Origin of the sequence: Achromobacter anxifer (genome assembly GCF_903652925.1) — a bacterium.
Taxonomy (GTDB): domain Bacteria; phylum Pseudomonadota; class Gammaproteobacteria; order Burkholderiales; family Burkholderiaceae_B; genus Achromobacter; species Achromobacter anxifer.
In genome coordinates, this window is sequence record NZ_CAHLAR010000001.1 from 235,108 (window position 1) to 251,277 (window position 16,170).

Genomic DNA, 16,170 nt, shown 5'->3' on the forward strand with positions numbered 1-16,170 from the left:
CGCGCTTGGGGTTCAGGATGCCGTGATGACGCGGCCCTTGGCCAGCGCCTGCGGCCAGACCGAGACCAGTTCGCCCTTCTGCCACTGGACCATGATGGGCTGCGCCATGGTGTTCAGGCCGTTGGCGTCGAAATGCACGCCGCCGCCCGACATCACGCCCGCCCAGCCCTGGTCGTACTTCTGCGCGCGCAGCGCCTGGGAGACGGCTTCCGGCTTGTCGGACGCGGCGACTTCCAGCGCCTGGGCCAGCACGCCCGCGCATACGGCATGTTCCAGCGCCTCGTGCGGCATGAAGGTGCCGAAGCGCTTGCGGTAGCGCTCGGTGTATTCGGGCGCCTGGTCGTAGTTGGCCGGGGCGATCGACAGCACGGCCTCGGAATACTGGCCCAGGGCCTTGGCAAAGTCGGGAATGACGTAGCCCGCGGCCCCGCCCACAATGGGCACGGTCAGGCGCTGCTGCCGCATGACGCGGATGATCAGCAGGCTGTCGTTCAGGTACGAGATCGGGAAGACGATCTGGGCATCCGATCCGCGCAGCTTGCTGATCAGCGGCGTGACGTCGGTGATGCCCAGCGGATAGGCCTCGTCCAGCACCACCTGCGCGCCCGCGGCCTTGGCCGCGTTGCGCACGCCGACCGCCTGCGAGGTGCCATAGGCGGTGTCTTCGTACAGCAGCGCGATCTTCTTGATGTCCGAGGCGCCCGCCACCACCGAGGCCGCATAGTCGTACTGCGCGCGGCCCAGCACCGAGCCCTTGGAAACCACCTGGAAGATGTGCTTGAAGCCGCGCTCGGTGAGCACGTCCGAGAACGACATGGTGAGCAGGGGAATGCCGCGGCGCTCGGTCACTTCCGATATCGCCAGCGTCAGCGACGAGGCGTAGGCGCCGATGATGGCCACGCAGCGGTTCTGCGTGATCAGGCGCTGCGCCACGGTGGCCGCGGTGGTGGGCTGGGAAGTGGCGTCGGCAATGATGAGCTTGAGCCTGGCCCCGCTCATGGCCTTGATGCCGCCGGCCGCGTTGATCTCGTCGGCGGCCAGTTCCAGCCCCTGCCGCGAGTTGATGCCGAACTGGGCGTTGGCGCCCGACAGAGGCAGGATCACGCCGACGTTGATTTCCGCCGGCGCGGCGAGCACGCGGCCGGGCAAGCTGGCGGCCAGCGCGGCTGCGCCCAGTCCAGCGACGAATTCCCTGCGCCCGCGGCGCATGGCCTGTTGGGGTTTTGTCATGTCTGTCTCCTGGCTTTTTTCGGGTGTGGCGCAAGGCTGCCGGCCCGGCGCTCTGCGGCACATTATTGTGCTCAAAATTTAAGCAGTCAAGAAGATTGTCTGACAATCGGACTATTGACGATTTCCGGAAAACTGCCTGACAATCAGACAAAACAGATCGGGCGTTCGTCCGGTCCGCAGCCCGTCACCCCATCACGAAAGAGGAACTCATGGCAGACACCAAATCCGAAACCCAGGCCCTGTTCGACCAAGGCCTGAACCTGCGCCGAGAAGTGCTGGGCACCGAATACGTGGACGGCTCGCTGGCCCGCGCCAACGAATTCATGATGGCCTTCCAGCACATCACCACCGAGTGGTGCTGGGGTTACACCTGGGGCCGGCCGGGCCTGGAGAAGAAGACGCGCAGCATGCTCAACCTGGCCATGCTGACGGCGCTGAACCGCCCGGCCGAGATCAAGCTGCACGTCAAGGGCGCCTTGAACAACGGCGTGACGGTCGAGGAGATCAAGGAAATCCTGCTGCAGGCCACGGTCTACTGCGGTATTCCGGCGGGGCTGGACGCGTTCAAGGTCGCCAACCAGGTGCTGGAAGAAGAGGGCGCCTTCAAGGAGTCCAAGGCATGAGCGCCCCGCAGGAGCGCGTGGGCCTGATCGGCATCGGCAGCATGGGCTGGCCCATGGCCGCCCGGCTGGTGCAGGCCGGCTTTGCCGTCACGGTGTTCGACGCCGTGCCGGGCCAGGCGGCCAGGTTTGCCCAGGAGGTCGGCGGCCAGGCCGCCGCCACCTGCGCCGAACTGGCGGCCCAGTCCGACATCATCTTCACCATGCTGCCCACCAGCGCGATCGTCGAGCAGGTGCTGAACGGCGAACAAGGCGTGCTGGCGGGCCTGCGTCCGGGCAGTGTGGTCGTGGACATGAGCTCCGGCGTGCCGGCGCACACGCAGCGCCTGGCGCAGGCCGTGGCTGCCGCTGGCGGCGTCATGGTCGACGCCCCGGTGTCCGGCGGCGTGCCGCGCGCCCGCACGGGCGAACTGGCCATCATGTACGGCGGGCCCGCCGCGACGCTGGAGCGGGTGCGCCCGGCCCTGTCCAGCATGGGCACCTCGATCACGGCGGTGGGCGAGGTGGGCAGCGCCCACGCCATGAAGGCCTTGAACAACCTGGTGTCGGCCGGCGGCTTTCTGATCGGCGTAGAGGCGATGCTGATCGGCCAGCAGTTCGGCCTGGATCCGAACGTGATCGTCGACGTGCTCAACGCGTCGACCGGCATGAACAATTCGACCCAGAAGAAGTTCAAGCAATTCGTGCTGTCGCGCCAGTTCAACTCCGGCTTCGGCCTGGACCTGATGGTCAAGGACCTGGGCATCGCGCTGGGCATCGCGACCGATACCGGCACGCCCACGCCGTTCGCCTCGCTGTGCCGCGAACTATGGGCCTCGGCCGGCAAGACGCTGGGCAAGGGCCAGGACCATACCGCTATTGCACGCCTGTCCGAGCAACTGGCAGGCGTGGAACTGGGCGCCAAACCCAAAGACTGATCGACCGGGCGCGGCGGGGCGGGAGCCCGCGCCGCCTGCTCGGTATTTACCCGGGGAGTGCTTCTTTCGATAAATTTGTATGATGACCTTATGACTTTACGCTACGGAGGAAGGTCGTCATGCTTGCCGCGTCCGCGCCACGCGAGTCTGCCCCTTGCCGCAACGGCGGGCGCTCATGACTGAAGAATCCCGCATCCGCGAAGAGATCTGCGCCGTCGGCGCCAGTCTCTACAACCGCGGCTATACCGTGGGCGCCGCCGGCAACATCAGCGCGCGCCTGGACGATGGCTGGCTGATCACGCCGACCGACGCCTGCCTGGGGCGGCTCGATCCCGCCGCGCTGTCCAAGGTCGATGCTTCCGGCAGGCACGTATCGGGCGACAGACCGTCCAAGACGCTGGAACTGCATCGCGGCATCTATCAGGCCAGCCCCGCCGCCCGCGGCATCGTGCACACGCATTCCACGCACCTGGTGGCGCTGACCCTGGCCGGCGTGTGGCGGCCGGACGAAGTGCTGCCACCCATCACGCCCTATCAGATCATGAAGGTGGGCCGGATTCCGCTGATTCCGTACCGCCGTCCCGGCGACCCGCAAGCCGCGGCCGAGGTGGCCGCCGTGGCCGGCGAGGTGCGCGGGGCGTTGTTCGAGCGGCTGGGACCGGTGGTGTGGGAGCGCTCCGTGGCGCATGCGTCCCATGCCCTGGAAGAACTGGAAGAAACCGCCCGCCTGTGGCTGATGAGCGATCCCCGGCCCGAGCCATTGAGCGCCGCCGCCATCGATGAACTGCGGGCCGCGTTCGGCGCCCGCTACTGAAACGCTACTGCAATCAAGGAATCGCGATGCCGCGCCTGGCCGCCAACCTCAGCATGATGTACACCGAGCATCCCTTCCTGGACCGCTTTGCCGCGGCCGCGCGGGACGGATTCGCGGGGGTGGAATTCCTGTTTCCCTACGAGTTTTCAGCTGCCGATCTCAAGGCCAGGCTGCAGGCGCAAGGACTGACCCAGGCGCTGTTCAATGCGCCGCCGGGCGACTGGGCCGGCGGCGAGCGCGGCACGGCCTCGCTGCCCGGACGCGAAAGCGAATTCCGGCGCGGGGTCGACCTGGCGCTGGAGTACGCCGCCGCGCTGGGCAACCGCAAGCTGCACCTGATGGCCGGACTGATCCAGCCCGGGCAGGACCGTGCCGCGCACCGCGCGGTCTATCTTGAGAACCTGGCCTGGGCGGCGCGCGCCGCCGCCTCCGCGGGCGTGACGGTGGTCATAGAACCGATCAACACGCGCGACATCCCCGGCTTCTTCCTCAACCGCCAGGACGAGGCCCAGGCCATCTGCGCCGAGGTCGGCGCGGACAACCTGCAGGTGCAGTTCGACATCTACCACTGCCAGATCGTGGAAGGCGATATCGCGGTCAAGCTCAAGCGCGACATGGCGGGCATCGGCCACATCCAGATCGCAGGCGTGCCGGACCGCCACGAGCCGGACCTGGGCGAACTGAACTATCCCTATCTGTTCGAGCAGATCGACGCGCTGGGCTATGCGGGCTGGATCGGCTGTGAATACCGGCCCCGGGCCGGCACCTCCGCCGGGCTGGGCTGGGCCCGGCCCTACCTGAAACACACGGGGCATACCGCGACATGAAGATACTCATCACCGGCGGCGCAGGATTCCTGGGGCAACGCCTGGCCCGCAAGCTGCTGGAGCAGGGCGCGCTGGCGCTGGACGGCGGCAGGCGCGAGGCCATCACGCAGATCGATCTGCTGGACGTGGTGCAGGCTCCGGGGCCGGACGATCCGCGCATACGGACGCGGGTGGGCGATATCGCCGATCCCGAGGTGCTGCGGCAGGCCATCGCCACGGATACCCGCGCCATCTTCCATCTGGCGGCCATCGTCAGCGGACAGGCGGAGGCTGACTTCGACCTGGGCATGCGCATCAACCTGGATGCGTCGCGCGCGCTGCTGGAAACCTGCCGCGCCCTGGGCCACCGGCCTCGGGTGATCTTCACCAGTTCGGTCGCGGTATACGGCGGCGCGCTGCCCGACACCGTGCGCGACGATACCGCGCTCAATCCGCAATCGTCCTACGGCACGCAGAAGGCCATCGCCGAATTGCTGCTGGCCGACTACACGCGGCGCGGCCATGTCGACGGGCGCGTGCTGCGCCTGCCCACCATCAGCGTGCGGCCGGGGCGGCCCAATGCGGCGGCCTCCTCGTTCGCCAGCGGCATCATCCGCGAACCCTTGAACGGCCAGGCGGCCGTCTGCCCGGTGCGCGCCGACACGCGCCTGTGGCTGCTGTCGCCGCGCGGCGCGATCCAGGCGCTGATCGCCGGCTGCGAGCTGGACGCCGCCGCGGTCGCGGACCGCGCGCCCATCAATCTGCCGGGGGTGTCGGTCACGGCGGCGGAGATGGTGCAGGCGCTGCGCGAGGTGGCCGGCGACGAAGTCGCGGCGCGGGTCAGCTGGCAGCCGGACGAGCGGGTCGAGCGCATCGTGGGCAGCTGGCCGGGCCGCTGGGACACGTCCCGCGCGCAGGCGCTGGGCCTGCGCGGCGACGCCGATTTTGCGGACATCATCCGCGCCTACATGGCCGATGACCTGGCGCGCTGAGCGCGGGCCGCGTTCCCTTTCTCTCGCCGCTGGATTCCTGACGACATGAGCAAACTCCAAACACCTTCCCGGCGCGTCGGCGTCATCGGCCTGGGCGCCATGGGCGCGGGCATCGCGCAAAGCCTGCGCCGGGCCGGCCACGACGTGCACGTGTACGACATCCGGCAGGAAGCCTGCGCCGCCTTCGCGGCGCAGGGCGGCGTGGCCTGCGCCACGCTGGCGGACATGGGCGCGGCCTGCGACATCGTCGTCAGCGTGGTCGTCAACGCCGCGCAGACCGAAGAGGTGCTGTATGGCGCAGGCGGCCTGGCCGCCGCGCTGCGTCCGGGCGCGGTATTCGTGATGTGCTCCACCGTGGACCCCAACTGGTCCATCGCGCTGGAGGCGCGGCTCGAAGCGCAGGGCATCCTGTACCTGGACGCGCCCATCTCCGGCGGCGCCGCGCGCGCGGCCGCGGGCGAGATGACCATGATGACCGCCGGCCGCGCGGCCGCCTACGAGGCCTGTGGCGCGGTGCTGGAATCCATGGCGGGCAAGGTCTACCGCCTGGGCGACCGCGCCGGCGCGGGCAGCAAGGTCAAGATCATCAACCAGCTGCTGGCCGGCGTGCACATCGCGGCGGCGGCGGAAGCCATGGCGCTGGGCCTGCGCGAGGGCGTGGACGCGGATGCCCTGTATGACGTGATCACGCACAGCGCCGGCAACAGCTGGATGTTCGAGAATCGCATGGCCCACGTGTTGGCCGGCGACTACACGCCGCTGTCCGCCGTCGATATCTTCGTCAAGGACCTGGGCCTGGTGCTGGACACGGCCAGGAGCACGCGCTTCCCCTTGCCGCTGGCGTCCACCGCGCACCAGATGTTCATGCAGGCATCCAGCGCCGGCCACGGCCGCGAGGACGACAGCGCGGTGATCAAGATATTCCCGGGAATTTCCCTGCCGGAGGCCAAATGAGCATCAAACTGGGCTGCATCGCCGATGACTTCACCGGCGCCACCGACCTGGCCAACAACCTGGTGCGGGCCGGCATGCGCACGGTGCAGACCATAGGCATACCCGGCGCGCCCCTGCGCGGCGGCGCCGACGCCGCCGTGGTCGCGCTCAAGACCCGCACGCTGCCCGCCGCCGAGGCCGTGGCGCAGTCGCTGGCGGCGCTGGACTGGTTGCGGGCGCAAGGCGCTGAACAGATCTACTTCAAGTATTGCTCCACTTTCGACAGCACGCCCGCGGGCAATATCGGGCCTGTCGCCGATGCGTTGATGACGCGGCTGGGCACGGATTTCACCATCGCCACGCCAGCTTTCCCGGACAACAAGCGCACGGTGTTCAAGGGCCATCTGTTCGTGGGCGACGTGCTGCTGAACGAATCGGGCATGCAGCACCATCCGCTGACGCCTATGACCGACCCCAACCTGCTGCGGGTGCTGGCCGCGCAGACCACGCGGCGGGTCGGGCTGATCGACTACAGCGTGATGGCGCGCGGCAGCGCAAGCATCCGCGCCCGCATACGCGAATTGAAGGCGGAAGGCGTGGAGATCGCCATCGTCGATGCCATTTCCAACGACGACCTGCTGGCCCTGGGGCCAGCCCTGGCCGGCATGCCGCTGGTGACGGCGGGCTCGGGCGTGGCCATCGGGCTGCCGGGCAACTGGGGGCTGACGCCTGCCTCCGCGCAGGCCGTGCAGGCGCGCGCGCCGGGCTTGCAGGCCGTTGTCGCAGGCAGTTGTTCGGCGGCCACCAACGCCCAGGTGGCGACGTTCATCGAGAGCGGCCGGCCGGCGCTGGCGCTGGATCCGCTGCGGCTGGCGGCAGGCGACGACGTGGTCGAAGAAGCGCTGACCTGGGCCGATGCGCGCTTGCGGGACGGCCCCGTGCTGGTCTATTCCACCGCCCAACCTGAGCAAGTGCGGCAAGCACAGGGCGCGCTGGGCGCGGCGCGCGCGGGCGCTATGATCGAGGACGCCATCGCGCGTATCGCGGTCGGATTGGTCGAACGCGGCGTGCGCCAGCTGATCGTGGCGGGGGGCGAGACCTCGGGCGCGGTGGTGCAGGCGCTGGGCCTGGAGCAGATCGCCATCGGCGAGCAGATCGATCCCGGCGTGCCCTGGTGTTCCGGCCACGCGCCGGCGGCGCAGGGCGACATCAGCATCGCGCTGAAGTCGGGCAACTTCGGCACGCGGGATTTCTTCATCAAGGCATTCGGCTAGGCGCCGCCGTAACGGCCGTTCGCGTTGATGCGTCCCAGGCGCGAATCGCGGCGCACCGGCCGCGTTGCATCAGCGGTGCGCCTGGCTCAGCCGCTTGGCGGCATTCACCATGTGGATGCGGGCAGCCTCGCGGGCGCCGTCCACGTCCTTCCTGCGTATGGCTTCGACGATGGCGATGTGTTCCTGCAGCACGGCGCGCATCAGGCTGGCGTGGCGGGCTTCGTTGCCGCGCGTGACGCGGGTGGCGGCTTCCAGGAACTGGCTGACGAAGGCCAAGGTGGTCAGGAAATAGGGGTTGCCGGTGGCGCGGGCGATGCTGCGATGGAAGGCGACGTCTTCCTGCACGCCGTCGCCGCCGTTCTCGACCGCCTGCGAAATCGCGGCGAGCGCGGCGTCGATGTCGGCCATGTCGTGCTTCTTGCGCACCGCCGCGGCCTGCGCGGCGATCTCGGTTTCCAGCGCGCGGCGCAGGTCCACGATGTGCAGCACCGCGTCCAGCGAGGACAGCTCGGCGGCGTCGATGCGCAGCGCGCGGTTGCCGGCGTGGCCGGTGACGTACACGCCGCTGCCTTGCCGGGCTTCGACGATGCCGTCCTGCCGCAAGCGCGAAACCGCCTCGCGGATGACCGTGCGGCTGACGCCGAACTGCTCGGCCAGCGCGCTTTCGGTGGGCAGCTTTTCGCCCGGCGGCACGCGGCCCTCGTCGATCTCGGCGAGCAGGCGCTTGGCGACCGTGTCGGTCAGCGTGGGAGGGGTCGGAAGCCGGGGAAATGCCATCGCCGTATGATACTGCGCGGCCCCTTCGGCGCGGGCGCTAATGCGCTTCCAGGTACTGCAGGAAACTCTGGTCGGCGGGGCTCAGGCCGCCTTGTTCATGGCGCACCAGATAGACCGGCAGGACCAGCGGGGCGAGCGGCAGTTCGGCCAGGCTGGCGTCCGCGGCCGCCAGGCGGCGCGGCAGCGCGCCGATGCCGGCGCCGGCGCGCACCAGGGCGGCCAGCGCCATGCAGTCGGGCGCGTCCGCCACGGTGGGGCCTTCCAGGCCCGCGCGGATGCGGTGCATGGACAGCGCGGCCAGGGGCGAGCCCGCCTGTTCGCCCTCGTAGCCCAGCACCGGCGCGGCGCGCGGGTCTTCGGCGGGAGCGGGCGCGCGGACGTAGTGGCTCATTTCCTGGTCGAACAGCTTGCGCTGCACCAGCACCGGGCGGGCGTCGTGCGCCGACACCACGCCCAGGACGGCGTTCTTCTGGGCCAGTTGGCCGAGGATCTCGTCGCAGGTGCCGCGCCGGAAGCGGAACCGCACCAGGGGGTAGTCCTGGCGGTAGGCGGCGATCAGGCCGGGCAGTTCGGGCCAGTGGATGTGGCCGCTGAGATGCAGGGTGACGATGCCCTGGACCTCGGCGTGGGCGGCGTCCAGCGCGCTGGGCAGGGCGGTGACCACGCCGTAGATGTCGGCGCAATGGCGGTACAGCACTTCGCCGGCGGGGGTGGGCTGGAAAGCGGCGGCGCCGCCGCGTTCGATCAGGCGCCGCTCCAGCCGTTCTTCCAGGCGCCGCAGCGCGGCGCTGACCGAGGGCTGCGTCACCGACAGGCGGTGGGCGGCCAGGGTGATGCTGCGCTCCTGCACGATCACCATGAAGGTGCGCAGCAGGTTCCAGTCGAGCTGGTTGGCGAATTTGTCCAGGGGGGCGGTCATGCGGGGCGACTCATATCAGCTGCGTTTTTACCATCTTGCACCGTGCCTCGCCGCCCGCCCTCAGGCCGGCGCGTAGAGGTGGCAGCGCACCTCGTGGGCCGGGCCGGTCGCGTGCAGGCCCGGTTGCGTTACTTCGCACAGGCCGGCGATGGCCTTGCCGCAACGCGAGGCGAAGGCGCAGCCGCGCGGCAGGTCTATGGGCGAGGGGATGTCGCCCTGCAGCGTGATGCGGCGCGCGGGCTGACGGCCTTCGGGCACCGGGATCGCGTCGATCAACGCCTCGGCGTAGGGATGGCGCGGCTGCACGAAGACGTCTTCGGTCGGACCCTGTTCAACAATGCGGCCCAGGTACATGACCGCCACCCGCGGGCACAGCGCGCGGATCACGGCCAGGTTGTGCGAGATGAACAGATAGGACAGGTTGAAGCGCGACTGCAATTCCTTCAGGAACGTCAGGATCTGCGCCTGCACCGACACGTCCAGCGCCGAGGTCGGCTCGTCCAGCACCAGCAGCTTGGGCTTGAGCGCGATGGCGCGGGCGATGCAGACGCGCTGCTTCTGGCCGCCGGACAGCTCGTGCGGATAGCGGCTGAGGAACTGGGCGGGCAGGCCCACCATCTCCATCAGCTCGGCGGCCTGCGCCCGCAGTCGGGCGCCGCGCAGGTCGGTGTGCAGGATCAGCGGCTCGGACACGCTGCGCAGGATGGTCATGCGCGGGTTGAGCGCGGAATGCGGATCCTGGAAGATGAACTGCACCGAGCGCCGCAGCTCGCGCAGGTCGCGCGGGCTGAGCCGGGTGATGTCGCGGCCGTCGAAGTGCACGCTGCCGCGCGACGGGTCCAGGGCGCGCGCGCACAGGCGGCCCAGGGTGGACTTGCCGCAGCCGGATTCGCCCACCAGCCCAAGCGCCTGGCCGGGCTCGATCGCCAGGTTCACGTCGCTGACCGCATGCAGGATGCGGCCGTCGTTCAGGCGGAAGTCACGGGAAACGGAGCGCAGTTCAAGCAGCATGGGTGGCAGTGCCGTAGGCGTGGTCTTGCGCCAGCCGGATACAGGCGGCGGTGTGGCGGGGGGCGAGCGTCAGGGTCGGCGGCCGTTGCTGCGCGCAAGCGGGCTCCGCCTGCGGGCAACGCGCCTGAAAGCGGCAGCCCGTGGGCGGATGGAGCAGGTTGGGCACGGTGCCGGGGATGCCGGCCAGCATCTCGGCCGGCTTGCGCGGATGCGGCACCGAGGCCAGCAGGCCGCGGGTGTAGGGATGCCGCGGATTGTCGAACAGGTCTTCCACCGGCGCCGTCTCGACCACCGTGCCCGCGTACATGACGGCCACGCGGTCGCAGACCCGCGAGATCACGCCCAGGTCGTGCGAGATCAGCAGGATGGCCAGGCCGAGGTCGCGCCGCAGCTCGTCCAGCAGGTCCAGGATCTGCGCCTGGATGGTGACGTCCAGCGCCGTGGTGGGTTCGTCGGCGATCAGCAGCGAGGGCGAGCCGGACAGGGCCATGGCGATCAGCACGCGCTGGCGCTGCCCGCCGGACAGCTGGTGCGGATAGCGGTCCAGCTGCGTGTCCGGGTTGGGCAGGTGCACCCGCGCCAGCATCTCGGCGGCCAGGCGCCGCCGCTGGTTGCTGGAGCGGCGCTGGCCGCGCGGCTTGCCCGCGTCATGCGCCGCGATCACCGAGGACATCTGGTCGCCGATGGTGAACAGCGGATTCAGGTAGGTCATCGGATCCTGGAAGATCATGGCGATCTCCACGCCGCGGATCCGGCGCATGGCGGCCTCGCCGATGCCCAGCAGGCTCTGGCCGCGGTAGCGCAGGTCGCCGCTGACGACGCGGGCGGGCGGACTGGGCACCAGGCCCAGCACGCTCTTGGCGGTCACGGATTTGCCGCAGCCGGTCTCGCCCACGATGCCCAGGCTTTCGCCGGGCGCGAGGCTGAGCGTGACGCCGTCCAGCGCCTGGTAGCTGCCGTCGAAGGTATCGAAGTGCAGGCGGAAATCGTCGAATTCCAACAAGGGAGCGGTCATGCCCTCAGCTCCTTTGCTTGGGATCGAGCACATCGCGCAGCCCGTCGCCGATCAGGTTGAAGCCCAGCACCGTGAGGTAGATGGCCAGTCCCGGAAAGGCCGAGTACCACCACCATTGCGGCAGATAGTTGCGGCCCACCGAGATCATCGCGCCCCATTCGGGCGAAGGGGGCTGCGCGCCCAGGCCCAGGAAGCCGAGGCTGGCCGCGCTGAGGATGGCCATGCCCATGTCCATGGAGGCCTTGATGACGATGGGCGACACGCAATTGGGCAGGATGTGGATGAACACGATGCGCAGCGGGCCGGCGCCCATCATGCGCGCCGCGTCGATGTAGACCTCGCCCTTGAGCGAGAGGGTCTTGGCCTGCACCAGCCGCACGTAGCCCGGCCACCACACCAGCGACAGCGCGATCATGGCGTTCAGGATGCCGGGGCCCAGCGCGCCCACGATGGCGATGGCCAGCACCAGACCCGGAACCGACAGGAAGATGTCGGTCACGCGCATGATGAACTCCTGCACGCGGCCGCCGAAGTAGCCGGCGATGACGCCCAGCGGCACGCCGATCAGCGCGGCGATGCAGGTGATGGTGAGCCCGATCTGCAGCGAGGTGCGGGCGCCCAGGATGACGCGCGACAGCACGTCGTTGCCCATTTCGTCCGTGCCGAACCAATGGGCCGGGCTCGGCGGCAGCAGCTTCTGCGCCAGCTTGACGGTGCCGGTCGCGTCTTCGGGATAGGGCGCGAGCCAGGGCGCGAACAGCGCCACCAGCAGGAACGCAATCACGATGACCAGACCAAGCATGGCGGACTTGTTGCGCGCGAAGGTCGCGGCATACAGCCGCAATTGCCGCGACAGGCCGTGCTGCGCGCGCGGCGGCGTGGAGATGGCGGTGGTGGACATGGCGCTAGCCTTGATGCCGGACGCGCGGGTCCAGCATGCCGTAGATGATGTCGATGACGAAGTTGATCAGCATGAAGCTTGCGCCCAGCACCAGGGTGACGCCCATGATGGGCTGGAAGTCGGAGTTCATGGTGGCTTGCACCGCGTACAGGCCGATGCCGGGCCAGTCGAACACCGACTCGATCAGCACGGTTCCGCCCAGCATCCAGCCGAAGCGCAGGCCTATCATGGCCAGCGTCGGCAGCATGGCGTTGCGCAGCGCGTACTTGGCGATCACGCGCCACGGCGCCACGCCGTGCGCTCGCGCCGCCACGATGTAATCCTGGCGCAGCACTTCCAGCATCTCGGCGCGGTTCACGCGGATGATGGACGCCAGCGCCGGGAATGCCAGCGCCAGCGCCGGCAGGATCATGTAGCTGAGCGCGGACGCGAAGGTCTCGAAGTCGCCGTGCAGCAGGCTGTCTATGGTGTAGAAGCCGGTGATGGTATCGGGCGGAATGGCCAGCATGTCCAGCCGGCCGCCCAGCGGCAGCCATTCCATGTGCTGGGCGAACAGGTACTTCAGCAGCAGGCCCAGCGAGAACATCGGAAACGCCACGCCCGAGGTAGACAGCAGGCGGATCAGGTGGTCGGGCCAGCGGTTCTGCGTCGCCGCCGCGATGGTGCCCAGCGTCACGCCGCCGACGATGGACAGCAGGATGGCGAAGCTCACCAGCTCCAGCGTCGCCGGGAAGTAGCGCAGCAGGTCCTGGAACACGGGCCGCGTGGTGGTGATGGAGCGTCCCAGGTCGCCATGCAGGACGCCGCCCAGGTAGCGGCCGAACTGCGTCAGCACCGGCTCGTCCATGCCGTACTCGGCGCGGATGGTCTGCACCATCGCCTCGGTGGCGTTGGGGCCCGCTGCCAGGCGCGCGGGATCGCCCGGCGCCACGTGCGAGATCGTGAAGGTGATGGCCAGCAGCCCGGCCAGCATCAACAGCATGAAGGCCGAGCGTTTGAGTATGAAGCGCAGCATGACGCCTGTGGTTCCTAGCGGCCGATGTACAGCGGATAGAGATCGAATTCGCTGGCCATGCGGATCGGCGAATCCACCAGGCCCTGCACGTAGTCGCGCGTCACCGTGGTGCGGTCGCGGATCATGCCGAAGATCTCGGGCTGGTCGGCGACGATGCGGCGCTGGATCTCTTCGTACAGCGGCTGGCGCTGGGACCAGTCCGCCAAGGTGCGGGCGCGGTCGATCAGCGCGAACAGCTCGGGGTCATCCAGGAAATGCGTGGCGTAGTACTGGCCCCAGGAACCCTTGTGGTACATGTAGGCGGCCGATTCGGGGTCGATCGACATCACCGACGAGAACGAGGCGAAGATGTCCGGCGAGGTTTCGACCTTGGCGCCGCGCGCCACCATGTTCGGCCAGGTCAGCGGCACCATGCGGATCGTGATGCCCAGCGGCTTGAGGTTGTCGATGAGCAGGAGGCCCATCTGGCGTTCCTCTTCCAGCCCCTGCACGTACACGTATTCCAGCTCGATGCCACCTTGCGGCCATTTCGACTTGGCCAGGTAGGCGCGGGCCTTGTCCATGTCGCGGCGCGGCATGTCCGGCACCGCGATGTGGCCTTGCACCGACGGCGGGAAGGGGCTGTCCATCAGGCGCGCCTTGCCGTTGTAGATCTTCAGCAGCGAGTCGTAGTCGAAGGCATAGGCCAGCGCGCGCCGCAGGTTCAGGTCGGAGGTGTACTTGCCCTGCGTGTTGAACTTGAGGCCGAAGCCGCCCATGCCCGTGCCGGCCTTGCGGGTGATCCTGACGCCCTTGACCGTGGCGAGCTGGTCCACGTCTTCCGGCGACAGGCTGCCGGCGATGTCGATCTCGCCGCGGGCCAGCGCCGCGCGGCGGCTGGAGTTCTCGGTGATGACGCGGTAGATCACGCCGCCCAGGCGGGCCTTCTCGGGCTGGGGCCAGCCCTTCCAGTATTCGTTCCAGGTTTCCAGTTCGTAGAGCGAGTTCGGCTCCACGCGCTTGACTCGGAACGGGCCGGAGCCGGCGGTGTGTTCGGTCAGCCATTGCTGGCCGTAGTCGCCGTTCTGCTCGTGCGCCATCGCTTCCTTCACGTTGACGACGTACCACCAGGGGACCAGCCCGAGGAAGGCGGCGTAAGGCTGGCTCAGCTTGAAGCGTATGGTCTGGGGATCGTCGACCACGATGTTCTCGGCCTTGAGGAAGTCCGAGAACATCCAGGCGGGTCCCTTGTTCAGCTTCAGCGTGCGTTCGAACGAGGCCTTCACCGCGGCGGCGTCCACCGGATCGCCGTTCTGGAACTTGGCGCGCGGATCGAGCTTGAAGGTCCATTCGGTGGCGTCCGCGTTGGACGACCACGAAGTGGCCAGCAGCGGCTTGAGTTCGGGCGGATCGCCTTCGTACTTCAGCAGCGCGTCATAGGTGGCTTGCTGGATGGTGCGGATGGATTGGTCGTACTTCTGGGCCGGGTCCATCACGGACACGGCCTGCTGTCCGCCGATGACCAGTATGCGCTTGCCGTTCGAGGTCTCGAACGCATGCGAGGCAGCCGGCGCGCAGGCGATGGCCGCTGCCAGAAGGAAGTTGCTCAGGCGTTGCCGCATTGGTATTTCCCCTTGTATATCGCTCGCCGGTTGGTGCCGGAATACGTGGCCTGATATTTGCAGATGCACCACCCGACGGCAAATAAATACGAAGAATGCGGCACATAGGTTCAACACATGCAGGGCGCATGATTTGGGTCTATGCGCATCATGCGCATATTCAATTTGCCCGGCCTGTTCACCGCGAAGTAAGGTTTGCTTCCCATCCCGGTTCCCTTCAGAACACACCGAACCATGCTATCTGTAGCCGCAAGCACAACCACCGGAACGCGCGTCGTATCCGCCGAAGAGATGGAAGCCCTGGCCGTGGGCGCCTGGATTCTGGGCACCGGCGGCGGCGGCGATCCCTACCAGAAACTGTTGAACATGCGACAGCTCTACAAGAAGGGCTATCGCGCGTCGCTGCTGGATCCCATGTACCTGAACGACGACGACCGCGTGGCGGTGGTGTCGGGCATGGGCGCGCCGCTGGTCGGGCAGGAACGCCTGGCGGATCCGCACTTCGCGGTCAAGCCGGTGCGCATGATGGAGGAATACTGCGGCGCGCGTTTCCGCGCCATCATGGCGCTGGAGATCGGCGGCGGCAACGGCCTGCAGCCCTTCATGGTGGCGGCGCTCATGGGCCTGCCGGTGGTGGACGCGGACAGCATGGGCCGCGCCTATCCCGAAGCGCAGATGACCAGCTTCGCCGCCAACGATCTGCCCATGTACCCGCTGGCCGTGGCCGACATCCGCGACAACGAGGTGATCGTCACGCGCGCGGCCTCGGCTACCTGGGTGGAACGCCTGAGCCGCAAGGTGGTGGTGGAAATGGGTTCCACCGCCGCGACCTGCAAGACGCCGCGCAGCGGCAGCGAAGTGAAGGACCACGGCATTCTCTACACCGTCAGCAAGGCGATTCGCCTGGGCGAAGTAGTGCTGCGCGCACGCCGCCAGCATGACGACGTGATCGGCGCGGTGCTGCAGGAAACCGCCGGCAAGCGCATGTTCACGGGCAAGGTGGTGGACGTGGAACGCCGCACCACCGCAGGCTTCTTGCGTGGCCGCGCCATCCTGGAAGGGCTGGGCGACGATCGCGGCTCGCGCTACACGTTGCATTTCCAGAACGAATTCTCGGTGGGCGAGCGCGACGGCGTGCCCGAGGTGATGACGCCCGACCTGATCTGCGTGCTGGATTCGGTCAGCGGCGACGGCATCGGCACCGACGTGCTGCGCTTCGGCCAGCGCGTCAGCGTCCTGGCCTTACCCGCGCCGTCCGTGTTCACCACGCCGCGCGGCCTGGAATTGGTCGGCCCGCGGGCTTTCGGCTTCGACTTCGACTATCGCTCGGTCTTCGCATAGAAAA

General features: G+C 68.4%; 16 protein-coding genes. 8 read left to right on the forward strand and 8 right to left on the reverse strand.

Translation table 11 applies throughout. The features are described from left to right. Positions 1-12: 12 nt before the first annotated feature. Positions 13-1,230, reverse strand: a complete 1,218-nt coding sequence (locus HWY37_RS01130; protein ID WP_176087642.1) for an ABC transporter substrate-binding protein — start codon at positions 1,228-1,230, stop codon at positions 13-15. 209 nt (positions 1,231-1,439) lie between these two features. Between HWY37_RS01130 and HWY37_RS01135 the strand changes: the two genes are divergently transcribed. The 7 genes from HWY37_RS01135 (at position 1,440) to otnK (ending at position 7,586) form a co-directional block, all read left to right on the forward strand. Continuing rightward, complete coding sequence (locus HWY37_RS01135) at positions 1,440-1,853, forward strand: carboxymuconolactone decarboxylase family protein (protein WP_059378339.1); 414 nt, start codon at positions 1,440-1,442, stop codon at positions 1,851-1,853. Further along, positions 1,850-2,767: an NAD(P)-dependent oxidoreductase gene (locus HWY37_RS01140; RefSeq protein WP_175207058.1), complete on the forward strand. Its 918-nt coding sequence runs from the start codon at positions 1,850-1,852 to the stop codon at positions 2,765-2,767. Before HWY37_RS01135 ends, HWY37_RS01140 begins: the two co-directional genes overlap by 4 nt. A 175-nt stretch (positions 2,768-2,942) precedes the next feature. Next, positions 2,943-3,581: a 3-oxo-tetronate 4-phosphate decarboxylase gene (gene otnC, locus HWY37_RS01145; RefSeq protein ID WP_176087643.1), complete on the forward strand. Its 639-nt coding sequence runs from the start codon at positions 2,943-2,945 to the stop codon at positions 3,579-3,581. Positions 3,582-3,607: 26 nt separating this feature from the next. Then, complete coding sequence (otnI, locus tag HWY37_RS01150) at positions 3,608-4,408, forward strand: 2-oxo-tetronate isomerase (RefSeq protein ID WP_176087644.1); 801 nt, start codon at positions 3,608-3,610, stop codon at positions 4,406-4,408. Then, on the forward strand, positions 4,405-5,379 hold the full coding sequence (gene denD, locus HWY37_RS01155) for a D-erythronate dehydrogenase (protein ID WP_176087645.1): 975 nt from the start codon (positions 4,405-4,407) through the stop codon (positions 5,377-5,379). The genes otnI and denD overlap by 4 nt, the downstream gene beginning before the upstream one ends. A 33-nt stretch (positions 5,380-5,412) precedes the next feature. Beyond that, positions 5,413-6,333, forward strand: coding sequence for an L-threonate dehydrogenase (gene ltnD / locus HWY37_RS01160; protein ID WP_281371983.1), 921 nt, complete (start codon positions 5,413-5,415; stop codon positions 6,331-6,333). Further along, positions 6,330-7,586, forward strand: coding sequence for a 3-oxo-tetronate kinase (gene otnK / locus HWY37_RS01165; protein WP_176087647.1), 1,257 nt, complete (start codon positions 6,330-6,332; stop codon positions 7,584-7,586). The genes ltnD and otnK overlap by 4 nt, the downstream gene beginning before the upstream one ends. A 69-nt stretch (positions 7,587-7,655) precedes the next feature. Here the strand turns inward: otnK and HWY37_RS01170 are convergent, their stop codons facing one another. The 7 genes from HWY37_RS01170 to HWY37_RS01200 are packed head-to-tail and all read right to left on the reverse strand — an operon-like array spanning position 7,656 to position 14,825. Continuing rightward, positions 7,656-8,363, reverse strand: coding sequence for a FadR/GntR family transcriptional regulator (locus tag HWY37_RS01170; protein ID WP_176087648.1), 708 nt, complete (start codon positions 8,361-8,363; stop codon positions 7,656-7,658). Between the two features lie 37 nt (positions 8,364-8,400). Then, entirely contained in the window at positions 8,401-9,282 is an 882-nt protein-coding gene (locus HWY37_RS01175) for a LysR family transcriptional regulator (protein WP_176087649.1), read from the reverse strand. Positions 9,283-9,342: 60 nt separating this feature from the next. After that, complete coding sequence (locus HWY37_RS01180; protein WP_175207066.1) at positions 9,343-10,293, reverse strand: ABC transporter ATP-binding protein; 951 nt, start codon at positions 10,291-10,293, stop codon at positions 9,343-9,345. Continuing rightward, the gene (locus tag HWY37_RS01185; RefSeq protein WP_176087650.1) at positions 10,283-11,308 is read right to left on the reverse strand and encodes an ABC transporter ATP-binding protein; all 1,026 of its coding nucleotides are present in this window, start codon (positions 11,306-11,308) and stop codon (positions 10,283-10,285) included. The genes HWY37_RS01180 and HWY37_RS01185 overlap by 11 nt, the downstream gene beginning before the upstream one ends. 4 nt (positions 11,309-11,312) lie before the next feature. Next, the gene (gene nikC / locus HWY37_RS01190; RefSeq protein ID WP_175207068.1) at positions 11,313-12,209 is read right to left on the reverse strand and encodes a nickel transporter permease; all 897 of its coding nucleotides are present in this window, start codon (positions 12,207-12,209) and stop codon (positions 11,313-11,315) included. 4 nt (positions 12,210-12,213) lie between these two features. Next, positions 12,214-13,224: an ABC transporter permease gene (locus tag HWY37_RS01195; protein ID WP_176087651.1), complete on the reverse strand. Its 1,011-nt coding sequence runs from the start codon at positions 13,222-13,224 to the stop codon at positions 12,214-12,216. A gap of 14 nt (positions 13,225-13,238) precedes the next feature. After that, entirely contained in the window at positions 13,239-14,825 is a 1,587-nt protein-coding gene (locus HWY37_RS01200) for an ABC transporter substrate-binding protein (RefSeq protein ID WP_176087652.1), read from the reverse strand. Between the two features lie 234 nt (positions 14,826-15,059). On the opposite strand from HWY37_RS01200, the gene HWY37_RS01205 reads away from it, so the two are divergent. After that, positions 15,060-16,166, forward strand: a complete 1,107-nt coding sequence (locus HWY37_RS01205; protein ID WP_175207071.1) for an S-methyl thiohydantoin desulfurase family protein — start codon at positions 15,060-15,062, stop codon at positions 16,164-16,166. Positions 16,167-16,170: the final 4 nt, after the last annotated feature.

What these genes read in the sequence shown, in the direction of transcription:
- HWY37_RS01130 (WP_176087642.1), bottom strand. Translation starts at nt 1,230, where the DNA reads ATGACAAAACCCCAACAGGCCATGCGCCGCGGGCGCAGGGAATTCGTC.
- HWY37_RS01135 (WP_059378339.1), top strand. Translation starts at nt 1,440, where the DNA reads ATGGCAGACACCAAATCCGAAACCCAGGCCCTGTTCGACCAAGGCCTG.
- HWY37_RS01140 (WP_175207058.1), top strand. Translation starts at nt 1,850, where the DNA reads ATGAGCGCCCCGCAGGAGCGCGTGGGCCTGATCGGCATCGGCAGCATG.
- otnC (WP_176087643.1), top strand. Translation starts at nt 2,943, where the DNA reads ATGACTGAAGAATCCCGCATCCGCGAAGAGATCTGCGCCGTCGGCGCC.
- otnI (WP_176087644.1), top strand. Translation starts at nt 3,608, where the DNA reads ATGCCGCGCCTGGCCGCCAACCTCAGCATGATGTACACCGAGCATCCC.
- denD (WP_176087645.1), top strand. Translation starts at nt 4,405, where the DNA reads ATGAAGATACTCATCACCGGCGGCGCAGGATTCCTGGGGCAACGCCTG.
- otnK (WP_176087647.1), top strand. Translation starts at nt 6,330, where the DNA reads ATGAGCATCAAACTGGGCTGCATCGCCGATGACTTCACCGGCGCCACC.
- HWY37_RS01170 (WP_176087648.1), bottom strand. Translation starts at nt 8,363, where the DNA reads ATGGCATTTCCCCGGCTTCCGACCCCTCCCACGCTGACCGACACGGTC.
- HWY37_RS01175 (WP_176087649.1), bottom strand. Translation starts at nt 9,282, where the DNA reads ATGACCGCCCCCCTGGACAAATTCGCCAACCAGCTCGACTGGAACCTG.
- HWY37_RS01180 (WP_175207066.1), bottom strand. Translation starts at nt 10,293, where the DNA reads ATGCTGCTTGAACTGCGCTCCGTTTCCCGTGACTTCCGCCTGAACGAC.
- HWY37_RS01185 (WP_176087650.1), bottom strand. Translation starts at nt 11,308, where the DNA reads ATGACCGCTCCCTTGTTGGAATTCGACGATTTCCGCCTGCACTTCGAT.
- nikC (WP_175207068.1), bottom strand. Translation starts at nt 12,209, where the DNA reads ATGTCCACCACCGCCATCTCCACGCCGCCGCGCGCGCAGCACGGCCTG.
- HWY37_RS01195 (WP_176087651.1), bottom strand. Translation starts at nt 13,224, where the DNA reads ATGCTGCGCTTCATACTCAAACGCTCGGCCTTCATGCTGTTGATGCTG.
- HWY37_RS01200 (WP_176087652.1), bottom strand. Translation starts at nt 14,825, where the DNA reads ATGCGGCAACGCCTGAGCAACTTCCTTCTGGCAGCGGCCATCGCCTGC.
- HWY37_RS01205 (WP_175207071.1), top strand. Translation starts at nt 15,060, where the DNA reads ATGCTATCTGTAGCCGCAAGCACAACCACCGGAACGCGCGTCGTATCC.